This is a genomic window from Streptomyces sp. NPDC001493 (assembly GCF_053597235.1).
The window spans coordinates 58,501-75,339 of the sequence record NZ_JBSFHV010000019.1 but is presented as its reverse complement, the minus strand read 5'-3'; the positions used below and the strand labels follow the sequence as shown (position 1 = coordinate 75,339).

General features: G+C 68.8%; 16 protein-coding genes. 4 read left to right on the top strand and 12 right to left on the bottom strand.

The window, feature by feature from the left end:
• The first annotated feature begins 192 nt into the window (after positions 1 to 192).
• Entirely contained in the window at positions 193 to 984 is a 792-nt protein-coding gene (locus ACWCWD_RS25370; RefSeq protein WP_450775928.1) for a hypothetical protein, read from the top strand.
• Positions 985 to 1,024: 40 nt separating this feature from the next.
• Here the strand turns inward: ACWCWD_RS25370 and ACWCWD_RS25365 are convergent, their stop codons facing one another.
• Positions 1,025 to 1,258, bottom strand: a complete 234-nt coding sequence (locus tag ACWCWD_RS25365; RefSeq protein ID WP_450775926.1) for a hypothetical protein — start codon at positions 1,256 to 1,258, stop codon at positions 1,025 to 1,027.
• Positions 1,259 to 1,472: 214 nt separating this feature from the next.
• On the opposite strand from ACWCWD_RS25365, the gene ACWCWD_RS25360 reads away from it, so the two are divergent.
• The gene (locus tag ACWCWD_RS25360; protein ID WP_450775924.1) at positions 1,473 to 1,721 is read left to right on the top strand and encodes a hypothetical protein; all 249 of its coding nucleotides are present in this window, start codon (positions 1,473 to 1,475) and stop codon (positions 1,719 to 1,721) included.
• Between the two features lie 622 nt (positions 1,722 to 2,343).
• Here ACWCWD_RS25360 and ACWCWD_RS25355 read toward each other — a convergent pair.
• The 4 genes from ACWCWD_RS25355 to ACWCWD_RS25340 form a co-directional block, all read right to left on the bottom strand.
• Positions 2,344 to 2,685: a hypothetical protein gene (locus ACWCWD_RS25355; protein ID WP_450775922.1), complete on the bottom strand. Its 342-nt coding sequence runs from the start codon at positions 2,683 to 2,685 to the stop codon at positions 2,344 to 2,346.
• A gap of 635 nt (positions 2,686 to 3,320) precedes the next feature.
• A complete protein-coding gene (locus tag ACWCWD_RS25350; protein ID WP_450775920.1) occupies positions 3,321 to 3,578 on the bottom strand; it encodes a hypothetical protein in 258 nt (85 codons plus the stop codon).
• Positions 3,554 to 4,006, bottom strand: coding sequence for a hypothetical protein (locus ACWCWD_RS25345; RefSeq protein ID WP_450775918.1), 453 nt, complete (start codon positions 4,004 to 4,006; stop codon positions 3,554 to 3,556). The genes ACWCWD_RS25350 and ACWCWD_RS25345 overlap by 25 nt, the downstream gene beginning before the upstream one ends.
• Complete coding sequence (locus tag ACWCWD_RS25340; protein ID WP_450775916.1) at positions 4,007 to 4,132, bottom strand: hypothetical protein; 126 nt, start codon at positions 4,130 to 4,132, stop codon at positions 4,007 to 4,009. It abuts the gene before it with no gap.
• Between the two features lie 560 nt (positions 4,133 to 4,692).
• On the opposite strand from ACWCWD_RS25340, the gene ACWCWD_RS25335 reads away from it, so the two are divergent.
• Positions 4,693 to 5,133 carry an ATP-binding protein gene (locus ACWCWD_RS25335; protein WP_450775914.1) on the top strand — a complete coding sequence of 147 codons (441 nt, stop codon included), beginning with the start codon at positions 4,693 to 4,695 and terminating at the stop codon, positions 5,131 to 5,133.
• Between the two features lie 242 nt (positions 5,134 to 5,375).
• Here ACWCWD_RS25335 and ACWCWD_RS25330 read toward each other — a convergent pair whose 3' ends face one another.
• Complete coding sequence (locus ACWCWD_RS25330; RefSeq protein WP_450775912.1) at positions 5,376 to 5,654, bottom strand: hypothetical protein; 279 nt, start codon at positions 5,652 to 5,654, stop codon at positions 5,376 to 5,378.
• Positions 5,655 to 6,328: 674 nt separating this feature from the next.
• On the opposite strand from ACWCWD_RS25330, the gene ACWCWD_RS25325 reads away from it, so the two are divergent.
• Positions 6,329 to 6,529 carry a hypothetical protein gene (locus ACWCWD_RS25325; RefSeq protein ID WP_450775910.1) on the top strand — a complete coding sequence of 67 codons (201 nt, stop codon included), beginning with the start codon at positions 6,329 to 6,331 and terminating at the stop codon, positions 6,527 to 6,529.
• Positions 6,530 to 6,677: 148 nt separating this feature from the next.
• On the opposite strand, the gene ACWCWD_RS25320 is transcribed toward ACWCWD_RS25325, so the two are convergent.
• The 6 genes from ACWCWD_RS25320 to ACWCWD_RS25295 all read right to left on the bottom strand — a co-directional run bounded on the left by ACWCWD_RS25320 (position 6,678) and on the right by ACWCWD_RS25295 (position 16,788).
• Positions 6,678 to 10,184: a TIR-like protein FxsC gene (locus ACWCWD_RS25320; RefSeq protein ID WP_450775908.1), complete on the bottom strand. Its 3,507-nt coding sequence runs from the start codon at positions 10,182 to 10,184 to the stop codon at positions 6,678 to 6,680.
• The gene (locus tag ACWCWD_RS25315; RefSeq protein ID WP_450775906.1) at positions 10,177 to 11,157 is read right to left on the bottom strand and encodes an AAA family ATPase; all 981 of its coding nucleotides are present in this window, start codon (positions 11,155 to 11,157) and stop codon (positions 10,177 to 10,179) included. Before ACWCWD_RS25315 ends, ACWCWD_RS25320 begins: the two co-directional genes overlap by 8 nt.
• Complete coding sequence (locus ACWCWD_RS25310; protein ID WP_450775904.1) at positions 11,154 to 13,154, bottom strand: vWA-MoxR associated conflict system protein; 2,001 nt, start codon at positions 13,152 to 13,154, stop codon at positions 11,154 to 11,156. Before ACWCWD_RS25310 ends, ACWCWD_RS25315 begins: the two co-directional genes overlap by 4 nt.
• Before the next feature lie 52 nt (positions 13,155 to 13,206).
• Positions 13,207 to 14,211, bottom strand: coding sequence for a hypothetical protein (locus tag ACWCWD_RS25305; protein ID WP_450775902.1), 1,005 nt, complete (start codon positions 14,209 to 14,211; stop codon positions 13,207 to 13,209).
• A gap of 294 nt (positions 14,212 to 14,505) precedes the next feature.
• Complete coding sequence (locus ACWCWD_RS25300) at positions 14,506 to 15,213, bottom strand: hypothetical protein (RefSeq protein ID WP_450775900.1); 708 nt, start codon at positions 15,211 to 15,213, stop codon at positions 14,506 to 14,508.
• A gap of 780 nt (positions 15,214 to 15,993) precedes the next feature.
• Positions 15,994 to 16,788 carry a hypothetical protein gene (locus ACWCWD_RS25295; RefSeq protein ID WP_450775898.1) on the bottom strand — a complete coding sequence of 265 codons (795 nt, stop codon included), beginning with the start codon at positions 16,786 to 16,788 and terminating at the stop codon, positions 15,994 to 15,996.
• Between the last annotated feature and the right edge of the window lie 51 nt (positions 16,789 to 16,839).

Below are 16,839 nucleotides of genomic sequence, written 5' to 3'. Positions count from 1 at the left end.
CTGCGACGGACCTCATGCGAGGCACACGACCCGCCCGGCCCCGTCTCCGGCGGACGTGCGGCGGGAACGGCAGATCCCCGTGCCGCCTCGCGCGACAGGAGCTTGACCGCACAGGAACGAGAGACCCTTCAGCGGATCCGTCGCCCTCAGGGCAATTCGCCGGAGTCGGCGCTCGCCCCGTTCGAGGGTCCCATGGCGATGCTGCCCGTCGCCCAGTTGTACCGACGGGACGTGCCCGATCTGCACACACCTGAAGGAGCCGACCTGCTCCAGGTCCTGTGGTGCCCTTTCGATCACCACCAGGCCATGCCCAGGACCGCGCTGTTCTGGCGCTCGGCAGCCACGGTCACCGACATCCTCACCACGCCCCCCGAACCGCCCGCGATGCGGTCCTACGGCTACCTGCCCGAGCCGTGTCTGCTCAACCCGGAGCAGGTCACCGAATACCCCGACCATCTGGAGTTGACCAAGGAAATCCGGGAGCAGCTCGGGGCCTGGAGCGAATGGCAGACAGCCGTCAGGGACGTCGACGACTACGCGTCGTCCCCGGAGGTGTTCTACGACCGTGAGTTGGCCGGCGCACCCGGCTGGAAGGCCGGCGGCTGGCCTCGCTGGGGTGCCACCGACCCCACACCTCGGCTCTGCCCCGTCTGTGGCAGCGAGATGGACGCCCTGCTGACCATCGCCACGTTCGAGGGCGACGCCGACAGCAGCTGGCTCCCGAACGGAGTCGGCGAGGACCGGGGAGGCATCGGTCCGTCCTCCAGTCACACGGGGCCGGAGGGGCGGGCCGTGATCGACTTCTTCCGCGCAAAGGGCATCGAGGTACACGACCGCGGTCGCGTCGTCCCCCGCGATGCCCGCGTCGCGCCCCTCGGTGCCAACCCTGCTCCGAGGCAACCGACCGCCGTCGAGATAGGCAGCGGCTACGACCTGCAGCTCTACGTCTGTCCGGCAGCGCCGGAGCACCCCACTCCGAACTGATGCAGTAGGTGGAATCCGGTTATGAACCGCCGGACATCATCTAGTCGCGGCGTTGTCGCCTCGCGAGGAAGAAGAGCGCCACCAACGACAGCGCGTTGCACAGGAGTCTGGATCCTGCCGTGTCGTGCAACAGCTTGGGCAGAGCAAAGCCTCCGATCACCATGATGGCCACCACGGCCCAGTCAAACGGATCCGAGAATCCCTTGGACCGCGCGGAGACCAGGAAGGCGAGGAGCAGGCACAAGACTCCGAGCGCCACGTTCAGTATGCTCAAGACCGTTTCCCTGCTGGAAGGTTCGCGGGGCCTGCGCGTTCAAGAGCCAGGATCCCGCACTGTTCTGTGGATGGCTCATCGCGCGATCAAGACGCGATCAGGTTAGACGCCTCGTCCTCCGCCGGCCTCGTCGCCCTGCTGGTGCCGGATTCGCCCGACTCGGCTGTCACGCCCTCACCTTGGACGTCGGGGCGGCGGAGGTGTCGGTGGCGCGGTGGACGGTCCACCGGGTCAGGCGGTCGGGGAATCCTGCGGGGACAAGGGCTGCACCGCCGAGGTCGGGCCGGCCGCCCAGGCGCTGCTCGACCTGAGCCGACCCGACATCGATTTCATCGCACTCGCCACAGGCTTGGGTGTTCCCGCCACCCGCGCCAGAGGTACGGCTGAGCTCGCCGAGCAGTTCTCCGCCGCGTCGGCCGAACCTGGCCCTCATCCGATCGAGGCAATGCTCCAGTTCACCTGACGCCGCCTCGGAAATCTGCCGACGCCGGGAACGGCCCGCGGACCTCGGCGCTCATGAATGGAGGACGGGCGGCCGCGCATGACTGAGGCCGGTCCGGACTGGCGCTTCTGCCTGGTCCCCCGTTCGGCGGTGACGGTGCGGGACACCTGGCACACGACCGGTATGCGGGGCACGAACAGCAACACGGTGATCGCCCAGGACGTGCTGGTGGCCGCCGACATGACGGTGGCGCCCTACGCGACGGCTCGCGTCGACCGCCAGCTCTACCGCGTTCCCCTGATCAACCAGATCACTTCGGGAGACGCGGCTGTGGTGCTGGGTCTGACCCGGGCGGCGATCGAGGAGACGGCGGAGCTGTCGCGCGTCAAGCTGGGCCGGACGGCCTGCCGCTCGCCCAACAGCCGCGGATCGTGGGGCAAGCGCGGTCAGAGGTTGCGGAGCATCTCCGTGCCCGAGGTGCGCGACCAGAGGCGCGCCCATGGCCCTTGGGCTTTGGGATCCCTCGACGACCAGTACGCGGACCCGAATGACGTGCGCGGCCCGGGCCGCGACCTGGTCGGCGTGCCGCGGGACGTGCTCCGCGTCCGAGACCAGGACGACCAGGGCCGTCAGCCGGGTCAGTTCAGGAGATGTGGCTCACCGTGTAGGCGGTGCCTACCCTGTCTTCCTGCCGTGAGTCCGCCTGGATCGCGAGGCTCGGCCCGGCGGTGGTGAAGTTGAACCTGTTCGTCATGGGCTGCGTGCAGTCGACGCGCTCGACTGCCTTGGCGGCGCCTGAGACGACCGTGAAGGTGACCGTGCCCTCCCCCGCGCACGCCACCTCCACCCGCAGGGCCGTGCCGGACTCGATGGTCTCGTCCACGTTCTCCCCGGGCACCGCGAGGGAACCAGCCGAGACCAAGCCCTCCTCATCCGACTCCAGACGATCCGGCACGTCGAGCAAGTCGCGAGCTTCCTCGTCCAACTGCTCCCTGACGGACGGGGAGGACGGCTTCACTGTGGGAGCCGCGGTGGAGCTCGCCGTGTTTCCGGACTGAGGGGCCCTGGACGCCGGAGGCGAATCAGAACAAGCGGATGCCATGCCGGTGATCAGCGCGACGGCAGCCAAAGCACTGCCCGTGCGGCGGATGAAGCGGTACAAGAGGTCCCCCGAGGTGCGACTGAGAAGCCAAGCAGGTGTGCAGAACGAGGTGATCATCCAGTGTGGACACCCGTGTCGCCTCTGCCATCTGGGCATCGGCACGAGATTGGTACACAGGTTCGGCGCGCTTCGGGGCGTCCGTCGTGTTCGAGGCGGAGGCCCGGCCGGGACGGGAAGGTCTCTCTCAACGGTGCTCTGATCGAACGTAGCTGGGCGCCGTCAGGGGGAGCTCCCGGGTTTCCGCCGTCATGCCGCCCGCCCGGGAGCTCCGCCCGCCTGTGCGGCGACCGCATACGGCTGGGCATGCCGGTGCTCCCGAAGTGTAGGTAGCACCAGGAGTGGTGACCCTGTCCACCTGGCTTCACCATCCACCCACTTCACGATGGCGTCGGGCAGTCAGCTGTGAGCTTCGGCAGCTCGGCGCGCTCCACAGGGACCGCACTCCGCCTTCACTCCTGTCAACTCGGAGTACCGTGAGCTGCCGTCCTCCGGCCGTTGCGGCCGAAGGGAACCTGCCGGATCGGCAGCCAGGCCCAGACGCGACGCGTGATGCGCGGTGTCAGTACGCCGACGGCACGGGCGATGACGAGCAGAGACGTCGTCAGCGCAGCGATGCTCTCGACGCTCATGAGCAGTTTGGCGCGGCTGGAGAGCGGCATGGTGTCGGTGGGGCTGAAGGCGGTGGAGTTCGTCACGGAGATGTACAGGTAGTCCACGAGGGTGGGCACCCGGTCCGAGGTGCCGCTCGCACCGTCGGCGACCTCCTGGACCGCGTCGTCGTTCTCGTCCTGGGAGAACCGGAAGTCCGCCAGGGGCAGTTCGTGCCGGGCGCCTGCGTCCGCGTGACGGGGCCACCACGGTCCAGTTCCCAGAAGGCCAGCCCGAACACGATGATGTTGGTCAGCCACACCTGCAGGGCCGCCGTGAGCAGCGCGGGCCCGTCCTTCACCCCGGCGTGGATCAGTTCGTGGACCAGGATGCCCAGCGCGGTCATGTTGCTCGCCGCGATCACCAGCACGAGGGTCAGGGAGAGCACACGGAACGTCCGGGTCTGGCGGGTCAGGCGTCGGAGGTTGATGACCACCAGGGGCACGAGAAGCAGCAGTTCCAGGGCGGGCAGGACGAACCGCGGTGCGACCAGCAACTACTGCGGAAGAGCCAGGTAGAGGACGATCGACACGAGGGTCGCCGCGACGGCGGGCAGCCGCGCCTCCCCTCGCCGCTCATGGCGCGGATGCCTGAACCTCGTCTCTGCCCGGCTCTTCGCCATGCGCTCCTCAAACCGACGTGACTGCAGTGTGATGGGTTCTCCTACCCCGATCCAGGCAACCGTGTCCGCCACAAGAGCGTCGGCGTTTGGGCGGTGCACCCCGATGCATCGTCCCGGCCTTCTCGACGGGGCTGCTCCGGTTGGCGCCCGGCGCCCGCTTCGACGAGCGGACCGGGAACTCCGACGGCACCGAGAAGCGACGGCCCGGATCGCCCAGTTCCGGCGCGAGGGTGTAGAGGCACTCGATCCAGCCCTGCTCGCGCTGCCCACCGGCCGGCCCGCCGGGGCGAGTTCCGTATCGGCTCGCCGATGCCGACTGCACGGCGGAGGAGGGGCGGGGAAGCCGGGGGCTCTGGGTGCGGCTGCCGGGAGGACGACGCGCAGACCCGGGCCACAGCACTTTTCCGCTTGTCGAACCCGGCCGACTCCGCTTCCCACCAGGCGCACGGCGGAGAGCGTCGGGCCTGTGCCCACGGTGTGCGCGAAGGAGGGGAGATGCGGGCGGTGATGACCCCAAGGCGTGGGTAGACGGGGAGTGAAGACCGGACGAGGGAGGAGCAATGGCGAACGACACCTCGCTGCGCGCGGTGGGATGGGCTCAGACTTTCCCGGTGTCGCATGGCGTGCGAGCCGGCCGTCAATGGACACGAGAGCGCCTTCAGTCCCTGAAATGGACCAGGGATGCGCCCGAGACGGTGGACGCGATCCTGCTCAGTGTTTCCGAACTCGTGACCAACGCGCACGTGCACGCACACAGCGACGCTCAACTTGTCCTGACGTGGGACAGCCACTGCCTGCATGTGAGTGTGCACGACTCCGACCCCCTTCCCCCGACCAAGAAGGCAGAAGACCTCACGACGCCCGGAGGGCGTGGGATGGTACTGGTCGACGCGCTCGCCGACGGCTGGACCACCCACCCACAGACGTCCGGCAAGACCGTCACCGCGTGCTTCGTACCTCCGGGCGCTCCGAAGCCTCGTCACGGCGGAGAGCTCAGCTGAGCCACGGCGGTCGAGCGGGTCACGTCGGTGAGCCCGGCTCGGTTCCGGGGCGGAAGCAGTCCTCCGCTGACGGACTTCGGGACGCGTCCGCCGACCCGAACAGGCGCCCCCCTTTGCTTCAGCGCCGACTGCGGCGCGGACCACCCGGCCGGCGTGCCGCGCGCGTGCTGCGGCGACCGCGTCCAGGGCCGCGAGTCGACGGCAGGAGTAACTGTCAAGAGTTGTGGATGGCGCGCTCCTGATCAGGTAGCTGGAGGTGTCAGCCGCGATGCCCCGGTGAAAACGGCCAGGGCCACGGTTGCTCCTGCTGCCGTCGTCAGTGCATCCGCTGCGATTCGGTCCCCATGCAGCCGTGCGAGGTCTGTCAGGACGAACACGACGGCCGAGCCCGCGAAGGCTGCCGCAGTGCCCGCGGCCCAGTGCCGGTGCCGGTCCCAGAACCAGCGCGCCAGGAGCATCACGACGGGAGCGGCAATGGGCGGCGTCGACCGATCGAGGAGGTTGCGAATGGCGTAGGCCACTGCGCATACCGCCCAGCACAGTGCGGTGACCCGTGCTGTTTCACGCCAGGGAACACCTCGCACGTCACCCATAGAGCCTCCGCCTATGTTCCGTGTTCCCACTCAGAGGTGGACCGACCTGGTCGCGTACGCCCGGGGTGCGTCGATCAGGATGTGGATCGTCACGTCGCGGCGCCGCGCCTCGGCCTCGATGAGGTCGAGCTGGTGGCGGACGCCGTCGGAGGACGAGCCAGGGCCGATGCCGGCCCGGGGCGCGGTCGCCTGCCTGGGTGAACGCCTCGGTGATCATGTCATCCGGGTCGTGGATCAGCGAGGCGGACCACCGGTTGCTCGCTTTCGGCCCCGGGCTCGCCTTGAAAAGCCCATGTCACACGTCTACAGAACGACTTTGCCGGGGACCTGGATGCCTCGGGGGCGTGACCGGACCTCTCCAAATACTCGTGATCACCAAGAGGTTGGTGGCGAGGTGCGAGTGACGACGCCGGGAAGTCGCCCGCTCTCGATCTCGTGCCGCGGTAGCGATAGTCCGAAGTGATCTCCAATGACCTTCAGCACTCGGCGCCTCTCGTCGCTGGTTGGCAACTCCCGGGAGGAAGAACAGGGGCTTATTGGCTGCCTTGCTCCAGCTCTGCCCCCGGTTATAGGGACAGTCGAACACGGCGCTGCTTTTCGACATGAGGCTGGTAGCCGAGGTCCTTGTGTGCGATCTGTGCCAGCTACGGCAGGTCACCACGGAGGAAGTGGCCCTGGCTGGGCTGGCCACGACCGCCCGGTACACGGCTGAGGACCTGCTCCAGGTCAGCAGCCTGAGCGGTGCACCAGTGACGGACGTCGCCTCGTACGCGATGCGGCACCTGCCCGCCGACAGCCTCTGATCCAGGCCCCCGGCCGCTGGCAGGGTGCTTTGGTCGGTGCGAGCCCGGCCACCCGCGCACGCCTCCGGCGACTCGGCGGCGCGCGGGGTCCCCAGGCAGGTGACCGTCCTCGGACGGTGAACCGGCGCCGGAATCACGGGCCGGGCCGTCAGACCGCCGGTGGGTGGGGCGTCGCACGCAGCCGGTGCTCCCGCGCGGCCGCCTCGACCATCCGGGGAAGAACCTGTCCGAAGGCCTCCAGAGTAGGTATTTCCCGAGTCGCCACGCCCGCGAACAGCCGTCTCTGCCGCAAGGTGACGGGCATGGTCCGCTCAAGCAATCCGGTCAGTTCCGCCTCGGACGCCCGGCTCTGGGCGTCGTCCCGGTTCCAGGGGCCGACCACCGTCGTCCAGGGCGGGCTCTCCCTGTCGAAGGCGGCGAGCCTGCGCCGACGATCCTCGTCCTGAAGAGCCCACCGGTCGATGAGCAGAATCTCCGGGCCGTCAGGGAATCGCCTCCTCCCCTCAGGTCCGGAGTCCAGGTCGAAGGAGGCAGTGACGGCTTGGTATCCGAGTGAGCGCACCAGCTCCTCGGCGACGTGCGCCAGTGGTCGCGCGGAGGCCGGGTGGTAGGGATTCCAGTCCTCCGCACTGGCTCCATAACTGTCCGGGACGCGCCCCCGGGGCAGATCGTGAAGAGCGGGTGCGACCACGGTGATCTTGACGACCCTGCCGTCCTCCGACTCGGTCCGCGATCCGAAGGCACTGGGAAGGAGGCGGAGGTCCGGCACCACCCTGCTGGGTTCCAAGCCCCCGGTCTCGGCGACGGTCACAATGCGTTTGGCCAGCTCGTACACCGCACGTTCGTACTCCTGGGCCAAGAGCCTGAGCTTGATCAGTCCGTACAGTCCGTCAGTGGCGTAGCGTTCTCCGAAATCTCGATGGCGGAACTGCAACCGTGACACCGAGCGAGGAAGTTGGCCGAGTGGCGTCGGCACCCAGAGCGCTGGAACGATGGCCTCCACGGACTGATTGGACTGTGCACGGTGATGGATGGTCCGCTGCTCGAATGCGTGCCACTCCTTGCCGCACATCTCGCTGGTGAAGTAGCGCGGTGAGATCAGCGGGACGAAAACCCGGCAGTCGGCCAGCATCTCGCTCAGCCGGTCCGGCCAGTTCTCGCCTGGCTGGCTCTGCCGGTCCATGAAGCCGGGTGACGTACCGACGGGCAAGTCGGTCATGGCCATCACGTGGCCGCACAGATCTTGGAAGAGTCGCTCGACCCACATGTCCTGGTCCGTCCCAGCGCCATTCTCCGGGGTTCGCGCGTAGCTCAGGAAGAAGTAGAGAGACACCCCGCGACGGGTTTTTCCGCTGCGCAGACCCGGGACACCAGCGCCGGAGCGGTCGGCGGACTCGCCTGCCCCGGGGTCGGGATCGGTGCCGGGCTCCGACGGTGTCAGCGCGGCACCCGCAGCCGGCAGGGCGGCGCCGGCCACCCTGCCGACAGGTTCCGGAGCGCCGATGGGGCCGTCTTGGGACATCTGCTCACGGTCGGCCGGAATCCCCTCGCGGACGATGCCGGCCTCTTCGTAGCGACCCGCCCGGTGGTAGAAGGCGGCGAGGTCCGCCCGCGCGGTGATGGTGTCGGGGTGCTGGTCGCCGAGAACTCTCTGCCGGCCGGCCAGCACCCGTACCTCCATGGCGATGGCCTCGTCGACCCGGCCCGCCTCGTAGTAGGACGTGGCGAGATCGGCGCGCGCGCTGAGCGTATCGGGATGCTGATCGCCGAGAGCCGCCTCGAAGTCGGCCAGCACCCTCTCCCGGATGACAGCGGCCTCTTCCACCCGGCCCGCCTCGTAGTAGGACGTGGCGAGACTGGCTCGCGCCGAGGCGGTATCGGGGTGACGCTCCCCGAGGAGCCGCACGTGGTCGGCGGCGAGCGACTCCAAGAGCCGGATCTTGACCAGCCAGTCCTGCGGCGGCGCGTCCGACACCTCCCGGAGGCGCTCTCGCAGGGCGGCGGCGCCAGAGGCCGGCTCGGGTGGTGAGGGGGTTCCCGCCGGATCGAGCACCGGAGCACTGTCGGAAATGTGCGCGGCACGGCCTGGGGCGGTGGCCGGGCCGAGGGTGACGCCCAGCTGCCGGAGTACGGAATCGGCCGCCTCCGCGAAGGGGACCAATGCCGACGGCAAAGGCGTTCCCGCGGCGGTCTGCACGACGGCGGCGAAGCCGTCCGGGGTCCAAGGGCGGCTCGCGATGTGTCGGGTAAGGGCCTGGTGGGTACGCCACGCGGTCTGTCGGGTCAGCTTCTGGCGGAGATGGTCCAGGGCTTCGGGGCGGAAGGTGTACAGATCGTCCGCTTCCGGGTTCCGCTGGACGGTGCAGAGGTCCGCGGTGATGAGCTCGGCGAAGTCGTCCAAGCGAGCCTCGGGAACGGCCTGTTCACGCAGCGCGTGGAGAATCGGGAGCGTGAAGGTGTCGAGCGCGGCGGCATGGATGGCAAGTCGGGTCGCCGGCGTCCGGGCGGTCCGGAGAAAAGCCGCGGCCTTCGCACCCGCGTCGGGAGTGGGGATGGCGGCCTCGCGGGCCGGGGTACGGCGAGGGCGTTGGGGCGGGCGCCCGGTGTCCGGGAGCAGGACGGCCGTGCAGCCTTCCGGATCGCCGCGCATGAGCGTACGGGCCCACCGCCGGAGATCCTCCGGGTCGGTTCCGAGAACCGGGACGGCACGCCAGGCTCGGATGCTGGTCTCCCGGCGCAGGCGACGAGGCTGCGCCGGTTCGTAGCGCCAGCTCCCGCTGGGAGCCACCGGCGTCGGCGCAGTCGTGACGGTGAGCGGCAGGTCCATGGCCGTCCGGTGCCAGAGACGGGACGGCAGCGGATTGAAGAGAGCGATGCTCGTCGTCCCGCTCCAGAGGTAGATCTGTTTCCACACCGTCCTGTCGCGCCACCCCGGTGCCGCGCAGTCGCTGAGGACGACCATGAGCCGTCGTCCCGGCTGGCCTCCACGGCGTCCGGCCTGACCTGCCGGGACCAGCGCGCCGCGTTGGTCCCGGAGGACCGGGTCGGTGCCGTTCCAGGTCAGGTGCCAGGTGTTCAGCGTGCGGAGCGCGCCGAGCGAGCGCAGGATCCTGTTCAGTCCGTCCGCCGCGGGGTTCCAGACGCCCATGCTGCTGCTGCGGTCCAGAACGACGGTGACGTCCAACCATCGTTCCGGCATCGGCACGAGGTGGGGGACGAGCAGACCGGTGCGCGCGTAGTCCTCGACCGTCGCGTCGACGTTCAGTTCTGTCCGGTGCCCGTGCAGCCAGCGCCGTCGCAGCGGACGCAGGGCCCTGCCGATGGAGAGGGCCTGGGGAAGCGCCGCGGCCTGTCCCAGTGTCACGCGTACCCCGGGATGGGTCTCCCCGGTGGCCGGGCCGTAGGCGGAGACACTGTGTCCGCCTGTTGCCGGCCGGCTGCGCGATGGGTCCGCTTTCGGTGAGAGATCCGGCTGCCCGGTTCCGGGAAGCGCGTTCTGCGGGTCGGTGTCCTGCGCCGGGTACTCGGATGCCGCGGTGTCTCCCGTGAAACCCGCCGCGGCGAGCAGCACGGCGTCCGCCAGTTCCTCCGCCGTCATCCCGAGCCGGGCCGCCAGCGTGCCGAGCAGGCCGAACAGCTCCGGTGGCTCAGTCACGGCCCAGTCCCTGGAGCAGCAGCTCGGTCAGGTCCCTTCTCTGCTGCTCGGGCATGGGCTGCCCGATGAGGTGGACGGCGTTGAGGAGCTGGTCGACGGCCAGGTGCTCGCCGCCCGCGAGCCGCTCGGCGAAACCGGCGATCAGCTCCTGGACGCCCGTCGTCAACTGTGCCCCTTCTCCCTCGGGACCGCTCAGGTGGGCGGCGACGATCCCGGTGAGGCTCTCCTGCGTCATCACGGGCATCGAGTAGCGGATGCAGCGGCGGCGGAAGGGCGGGGGGAAGTCCCGTTCGCCGTTGCTGGTCATGACGATCAGAGGGAAGAGCGTGCAGGGGACGACTCCGTCCACGACGTCCACGGTCGTGGTGTCGTCGTACAGCCGCACCGGCACCCGCTTGCGGTGGTGGCGGGACAGTTCCGGAATCTCGAACCTTCCGCGCTCCAGGATGTCCAGGAGATCACTGGGCAGGTCGAGGTCGCTCTTGTCGATCTCGTCGATCAGGAGGGCGCGCGGCCGGCCGACCGCGGCGAACGCGGTGCCGAGAGGACCGAGCCTCAGGAACGGTGCGATGTCGTCACCGCTCTGTCGTCGCGCTCGTCGCACCGGCCGGGAGCGCGCTGGGGCCGCCGCGTTGCGCAAGTTCTGCGCGTGGATGCGGCCCAGCGCGTCATAGCGGTACAGCGCCTCGGTCAGTGTGCTGCGCGAGGTGATGTGCCAGTGCAGTTCGCGCCCGAGGCCCACCTCGTGGGCCACGTGCTTGATCAGTGTGGACTTGCCGGATCCGGCCGGCCCGGTGAGCAGAAGCGGGCGGTGCAACAGGAGCGCCGCGTTGATGGCGTCGACGAGTCCGGGATCGGGCCGGTACGGGACACCTTCCGGGGCGCCCTGCCCAGGTATGCGCCACGGAGGAGGCGGTGGGAGATCGGGTTCGCGCGCGACGCCGTCGCCCCGGTAGTAAGGACTCCAGGTCATGAGGTCTCCTCTTCGGGGCTGCTCAGGGGTGTCTCGAACAGGCGGCAGAATGCGAGCCATTGGCGGTCGTGCCAGACCCTTCGCACCTGGCGCAGACCTTCCGGCCCCCGGTCGGCGGGTTCGCTCGCCCGGCTCGTGTGCCAGTCCTGTTCGCTCTGGATCTTGTTCCACATGCCGTCGACGGTGGCTCGGAACCGCCCGGGTGCGACAGCGGTGCTCCCGGGCCAGATCAGGATGGGGGTGTACGCGGCGAGGGCGGTCAGTGTCGCGTCGCATCCGTCGGGGCGTTGTTCCAGGGCCCAGGGACGGCCCGGCTCCGAAGCCAGCCGGTCCGCGAGATCGTCCAGGTCCGCCATGTCGGCGAGGCTCAGCCAGGAGAGCTCCGTACGGCCCGCCTCGATCGCGTCGAGCACTTCCTCGGCGAGGTTGTTCAGCTCGAAGGCGTCCCACTCCGCCCACTCGTCCCGCACGATCGAGCTGTTCCACCGCAGGGTGACCCGGTGCGCGATGCCCAGCTTCTGCAACCCGGTCCTGGCTTCCTCCGGGTGCCACTGCGCCAGTGCCCGGCCACAGGCGGCGATGTCGATGTGCTGGAGGCGCTCGCCCGCGGGCAGGCGGCTGCGAGACCATCTGATCGCCGTCTTGATGACCGTGGTCAGTCCGGCTTCGCCGCGGGAGGGCGCCTCGAATTCGTTCGATCCCAGCGTCTCGCCGCCCTGGAGCAACCAGGCGTGCAGACGTCTCGGCCACTCCGGACCGCCTTCACCGCTGCTGCGGTGTCTGCCGGGGAGGGAGGGGATACCCAGCACCAGTCGGGTCCGGGCGGACTGGTCGGCTTGCTGGAACTCCTTGTGGGCGTCCTTGTAGGACACGACGTCGCTGTGGCCGGCGATCCACTCGGTGAGTTCCACCGGGGGCACGACGTCCGCCTCGACCACCAGCGCGGCGATCAGCCTCCCGAGGGAGGAGTGCCGGTGTGCGGACTGCGCGTAGGGGCTGCCTTCCAGAACCGCGTGTTCGACCAGGTCGCGCAGGCTGGGCTCGCTCACCAGGTCTGCGGGGAACCCAGCCCTCCTGGCCGCGGTGCGCAGCACGTTCGTGCGCATGGCGTCCGGAAGGTGCTTTTTCAGGATGCCGACGGCCTTCCCGCATTCCCGCAGACCGGCCTCGATCTCCTCGACCCACGCCTTCTGGGCCGGGGTTCGGTCGGCCCCTGCGGAGGAGACGAGAGCGGTCAAGGAGGCGTGGCTCCACCGGATGGGCCTGCCCGCCCATCCCTCCGTGGCCTCGTTCAGCAATTGGGCGGCCACCGGTCCGATCCCGGAGCCGGCCCCGTACGAAGCGCTTCTGTTGCGGGACAGCCACAGCGGGCTCTCGGCGAAGTCGTGCTGATCGAACACCGAGCGGCCAATGGTCTGGCCGACGTCGCGTCTCAGCACCTCCGCGCGGACTCTGCTCATCAGGTCGTCGTCGACCAGCAGATACGGACCACGGTCGTCCAGCCCGCGCCGGAGCACGTCGGTCAGCGCCAGGGAGAGATTCATGCCGTAGGCGTCCTGGCCGGCGGCTGCGGCCATGACGACGGCGAGCCGCACCCGCCCGTCCCTGACTCCGCCGGCCAGGACGTCGGGGGAAGGAGGGGCGGCGCCGGCGTGACAGGTGTCGATGAGGGCGATCACCCCATCCGCGTCGTTGGCCGCTTCGCCGAGGAGTCCCGGCACGTCCACGGCTGATCCCGAGGAGGTCTGCGTGGATTCCCGGACCATGAAGCGCAGCCCGGGGGAGACGAACCCGTGACCGAGCAGTGCCACGATCAGCACCCCGCCGTCCTGCCGCGCACGGGCGGCGGCGGCGTGGACGGCCCGCCTGACGACCTCGGCCGACGGAGGGTCGAGCAGGAGCGAGCCGTCGGCCGGCTCGGCCCCGCCCAGGTCGGGGTCGGTCAGGACGGCATGCAGGTCTCTGGCGGCCGGCTCCAGCTTCTCGAGGAAGGGCATGGTCGAGCATTGGGAGGCAACCACGATCGCGTGACGGGCCATCGGGGGCCTGTCAGAGGTTCTTCAGAGTCTCGGCGACGGGCCCCGCGACCTTTTTCTGCGCGAGGTACTTCGTCGCCGTGTGGGTCCAGAGCCCGCTCGAGTCGACGGGCGCGGTCTCCGGTGCCACGCCCGAAGCGTTGGCTTCCATCCAGCGCTCCAGGCGTGGGCGTGCCACGACGATGTCGTCCCGGTCCCAGAAGTTGAGCCAGCGCTCCACGCCGGGCGGAGTCCGCGGCGGACGAGGCGTCAGCCGCTGAAGCACCAACGCGCCCATGGCCAGAGGTGAGCCCAAGGTGACCCACAGCGCCACGGGGCCGGTGTACTGGTGCAAGGCCTCGTACGCGACGACCGTCCCGAGGGAGTGCGAGATCACGACTAGCGGCCGGGACGGGTCGAGACCGGCGAGGACGCGTTCACGGATGCGCACGTCGAGAGCGATCCCGTCACCGTCCGGCTCCTTCCGTCCCAGGTACCGGCCAACCTGAGAGAGGACCGGCAGCAGCTGGGCTCCGCTGGTCCACTGCGACGCCTGCCGCAGGCCGGGAAGCTGGAGGAGGGTCGTCAACGCGTTGCCCGCGCGCCGAACCACCGCGAGCGTCCCCTGAGCCTGCACCGTGCCCGGATCGGCGGCCGCCCGGATCTTCGCGCGGGCGCTCGCCACGATCTCTGCGGACCGGGGGTCATGGGCCGACTCGGCCTGGAGCGCCAGCTCCTGCGTCATCTGGTCCAGGAAGTCCAGCAGCAGGGGCAGGTCCTCCTCGGAGATCCCGTCGGCGCCCCCTTGGGCGCCCTTCCGGTGGAAGAGGTCGCTGTAGTTGGCGAAGCGGGTCTCCGCGACCCAGGACCGGGTGAGCCCCGACACCAGGTCCGCGTGGCCCGCCGCCCTGACCCCGTTCGCGAGGGTCGTGGACCACTCCCGTAACTCCACGTCCGAGATCCGCACCGGGCCGATGCCGTGTATGAAGAGCAACTGCGGTTTTCCGGCCAAGGTCCCGCCCCCGATGATCAGCCGCATTTCCGAGGGCACACATTCTACGGAGCCGACACCGCACCCGAACTGCCGATTTCGTCAACTTGGCCTGAAGGTGGGTCTGTTGCTCACGGACGGATGGCACCGCGCCCACCTCGCAGCCGGGCGATCAGGAACCCAGGACGACGCACCCTCACTCATCGCGGGCTCCTCCACGCGATCCAGATAGAGGTACGAATGACCGCAGGCGGCCACTCGTGGAACGTCCTCCCCGTCGATGCGGAGGTGAGTCGTCCGTTCGTGGTGTGAGGACGCGTGAGTCAATCCGCAAGAGACGCTTCAGACCGTTTGCCGCCAGCCGCCGCCCGCAACGCCCCAGCCGGTGACCTCGGGCCTGACCGGAGGAAGTGCCCAGGGCTCAAGGGTTCCTTCGCAGAGTTCTGCCAGGAACTGGACCATTCCGCTCTCGTAGTGCCACCAGGGGCCGTTGCGGGAGCAGATGGTGACCGGCCAATGCCCGGGATCGTCCCCGAGCACACTCCAGAAGAACCGGTCGCCCTCCTTCGACTCTCCCCAGGACATCAGGCTCGTCGAGGCGAGCTCCACGGGTCGCAGCTCGGCGGGGTAATCGGAGTCCCAGCCCTTGTTTTCCACGTCCGCCGCCTTGGCCCAATCGCCTTCCTCTCCGGGCCAAGGAGTGAAGACGCCCAGGAAGTCGTCCAGCTCGAAGGCCGGATACCACTCGGCGAGCGCCTTGAAGTCGGGCGGCAGAGCCGTTCCGAGGCTCTCCTCGATCGCCCGCCAGTCGAATACGGCCGGTTCCTGCCGACGGAGTTCCACCAGCCCGGGCACGGCGCGTTCCAGCACGGCGATCGCCTCGGCTGGGGCGAGGATCTGGCGCACCGGCTTCTGGGTTCCTAGGAGCTCTTCCACGGACGCAGCCTGCCAGACGGCTCCGACGATCCCGTCGGCCCGGGTGATCCGCTGGTCCGAGCCAAGTGGCAGCGGTAGGACGCCCCGTACCACCGGGCTCCACTTCGCGGCCATCTTGATCTGCTCAGCGGGATGACCCGAAGGAGACGGCCTGGCCGGACGGCCCGCTGAGGCAGTCACGGGCGCACCCAACAGCTGGTTCCATCTGGTCGGATCGGTGCAGTAGTGCCCCCGGAGATAGGGACAGTCGTGAGAGATGAGAGGGTCGGGCGGGTGAGCGAGACACCAACGAACACCCTGCAATACCGCTTCGACGGTCCGGAAGACGCCCCGGTCCTGGTGATCGGACCCTCCCTGGGCACCACCTGGCACATGTTGTAAAGGCCGTCCAGCGGGGTCCAGTTGGTGCAGTGGAGTCCCGTAGTTCCAGGTCAGGGCCTTGTGGTCCAAGGGTGTCCGCCTGGTCTGTGAGAGCTGAGTGAGAGCCGAGCTGTGAGAGGCGAAGCCTCCCTCGTCCGGCGCTGACCGGGGTGCCGCGCGCAGTGGGGCTTGTTGCGGGCCCGCTCATGTTGGGTTCGGCGAGCGGGCTGGGCTTGTGGGTGGGTAGCACTCCCAGCGCCACGACGGTGCCGTCGCCGTTGAATGAGACCGGTCTGTTTCCCCAGCTTTTCTTTTTGGCGTTGCGCTGCACCGGGCGTTTCGGAGAATTTCAGGTCCAGCAGAGTTCTTCGAGTTCCAACCGGATTTATGTATGGGCTCGTTGACTCACGGCGGATGCATCTGGCAGCTTTTATCTCCGAATCTGGACACAGAGCATAGCCATGCGGAAGCAGGCCGAGGTTGGAGAGCCCGCACGGCGGTGCCGACTGCTTCACTCGCACACGACGATTTAGGTCAGCGCCCGTCTTTGGCCCTTCGAAGCTCTGCGGCGGCCTGTTTCAACTGCATAATGAGTCCTTCTGCATTCATGAGCTGACTCGCTCCGTCCTGCAACGTCCGTGCGGCGTCGGCCGTCCCGCGCAAGCTGTTTGCCGCCGAGTGGAGCATGGACGCGCTGTCCTGCAGATGCCCCAGATCACGGGCGACCCTCGACAGCAGGGGAGCGGTGTCTTGTAGATGTCCCAGGCCATCGGAAGCGGACCGCAGCCATGACACCGTATCGGGATCGATTCCGAACCCGTGAATCCGCGGGTCGCGAAGCTCCTCCACCAGGATCTGCAGCGTCGCGGCAGCCTCAGGGGCGATCCGCGCGAGCTCCTCCAACGCCTCGCGTGTCTCGTCCTGGAACGAGGCAAACGATTCCGCCACAAGAACCCGCAGCCGTTCTTCTGTCAGCCCCCGCAGCTCCAGCAGCGGAGCCATCCCCTCGCTCTCCCGCTGCTGTTTCCATGTTTCCAGCAGTTCCACCGCGTACTGCTCGCTGCCGTGGCCATCCACCCGGACGTGATGGACTTTGCAGAGCAGCAGGAGGTTCGAGAATGCGTTCTTCTCGTCCAGCGAGAACTCTGGATCGAACCGCTTGCCGCCCGAGCTGACCGCCCGGATATGCGCGATCTCCAGGTTGAGGATGTGCTCCCCGTCGACGAACCTGGTGACTGGCTCTTCGCATCCTGGCCAGTAGCAAAAGCCACGGCACAGCGACATCAACGCGGCATGCGTCCCCGATGTGTACTTTCGGGCCTCGCCCATGAAGTTCCTCTCAGCGGCCGCGGGGCCGTTTCCCCGCGCATGGTCATACCC

What these genes read in the sequence shown, in the direction of transcription:
- ACWCWD_RS25315 (WP_450775906.1), bottom strand. Translation starts at nt 11,157, where the DNA reads ATGACCTGGAGTCCTTACTACCGGGGCGACGGCGTCGCGCGCGAACCC.
- ACWCWD_RS25305 (WP_450775902.1), bottom strand. Translation starts at nt 14,211, where the DNA reads ATGCGGCTGATCATCGGGGGCGGGACCTTGGCCGGAAAACCGCAGTTG.
- ACWCWD_RS25325 (WP_450775910.1), top strand. Translation starts at nt 6,329, where the DNA reads ATGAGGCTGGTAGCCGAGGTCCTTGTGTGCGATCTGTGCCAGCTACGG.
- ACWCWD_RS25310 (WP_450775904.1), bottom strand. Translation starts at nt 13,154, where the DNA reads ATGCCCTTCCTCGAGAAGCTGGAGCCGGCCGCCAGAGACCTGCATGCC.
- ACWCWD_RS25335 (WP_450775914.1), top strand. Translation starts at nt 4,693, where the DNA reads ATGGCGAACGACACCTCGCTGCGCGCGGTGGGATGGGCTCAGACTTTC.
- ACWCWD_RS25340 (WP_450775916.1), bottom strand. Translation starts at nt 4,132, where the DNA reads ATGGCGAAGAGCCGGGCAGAGACGAGGTTCAGGCATCCGCGCCATGAG.
- ACWCWD_RS25295 (WP_450775898.1), bottom strand. Translation starts at nt 16,788, where the DNA reads ATGGGCGAGGCCCGAAAGTACACATCGGGGACGCATGCCGCGTTGATG.
- ACWCWD_RS25370 (WP_450775928.1), top strand. Translation starts at nt 193, where the DNA reads ATGGCGATGCTGCCCGTCGCCCAGTTGTACCGACGGGACGTGCCCGAT.
- ACWCWD_RS25300 (WP_450775900.1), bottom strand. Translation starts at nt 15,213, where the DNA reads ATGGCCGCGAAGTGGAGCCCGGTGGTACGGGGCGTCCTACCGCTGCCA.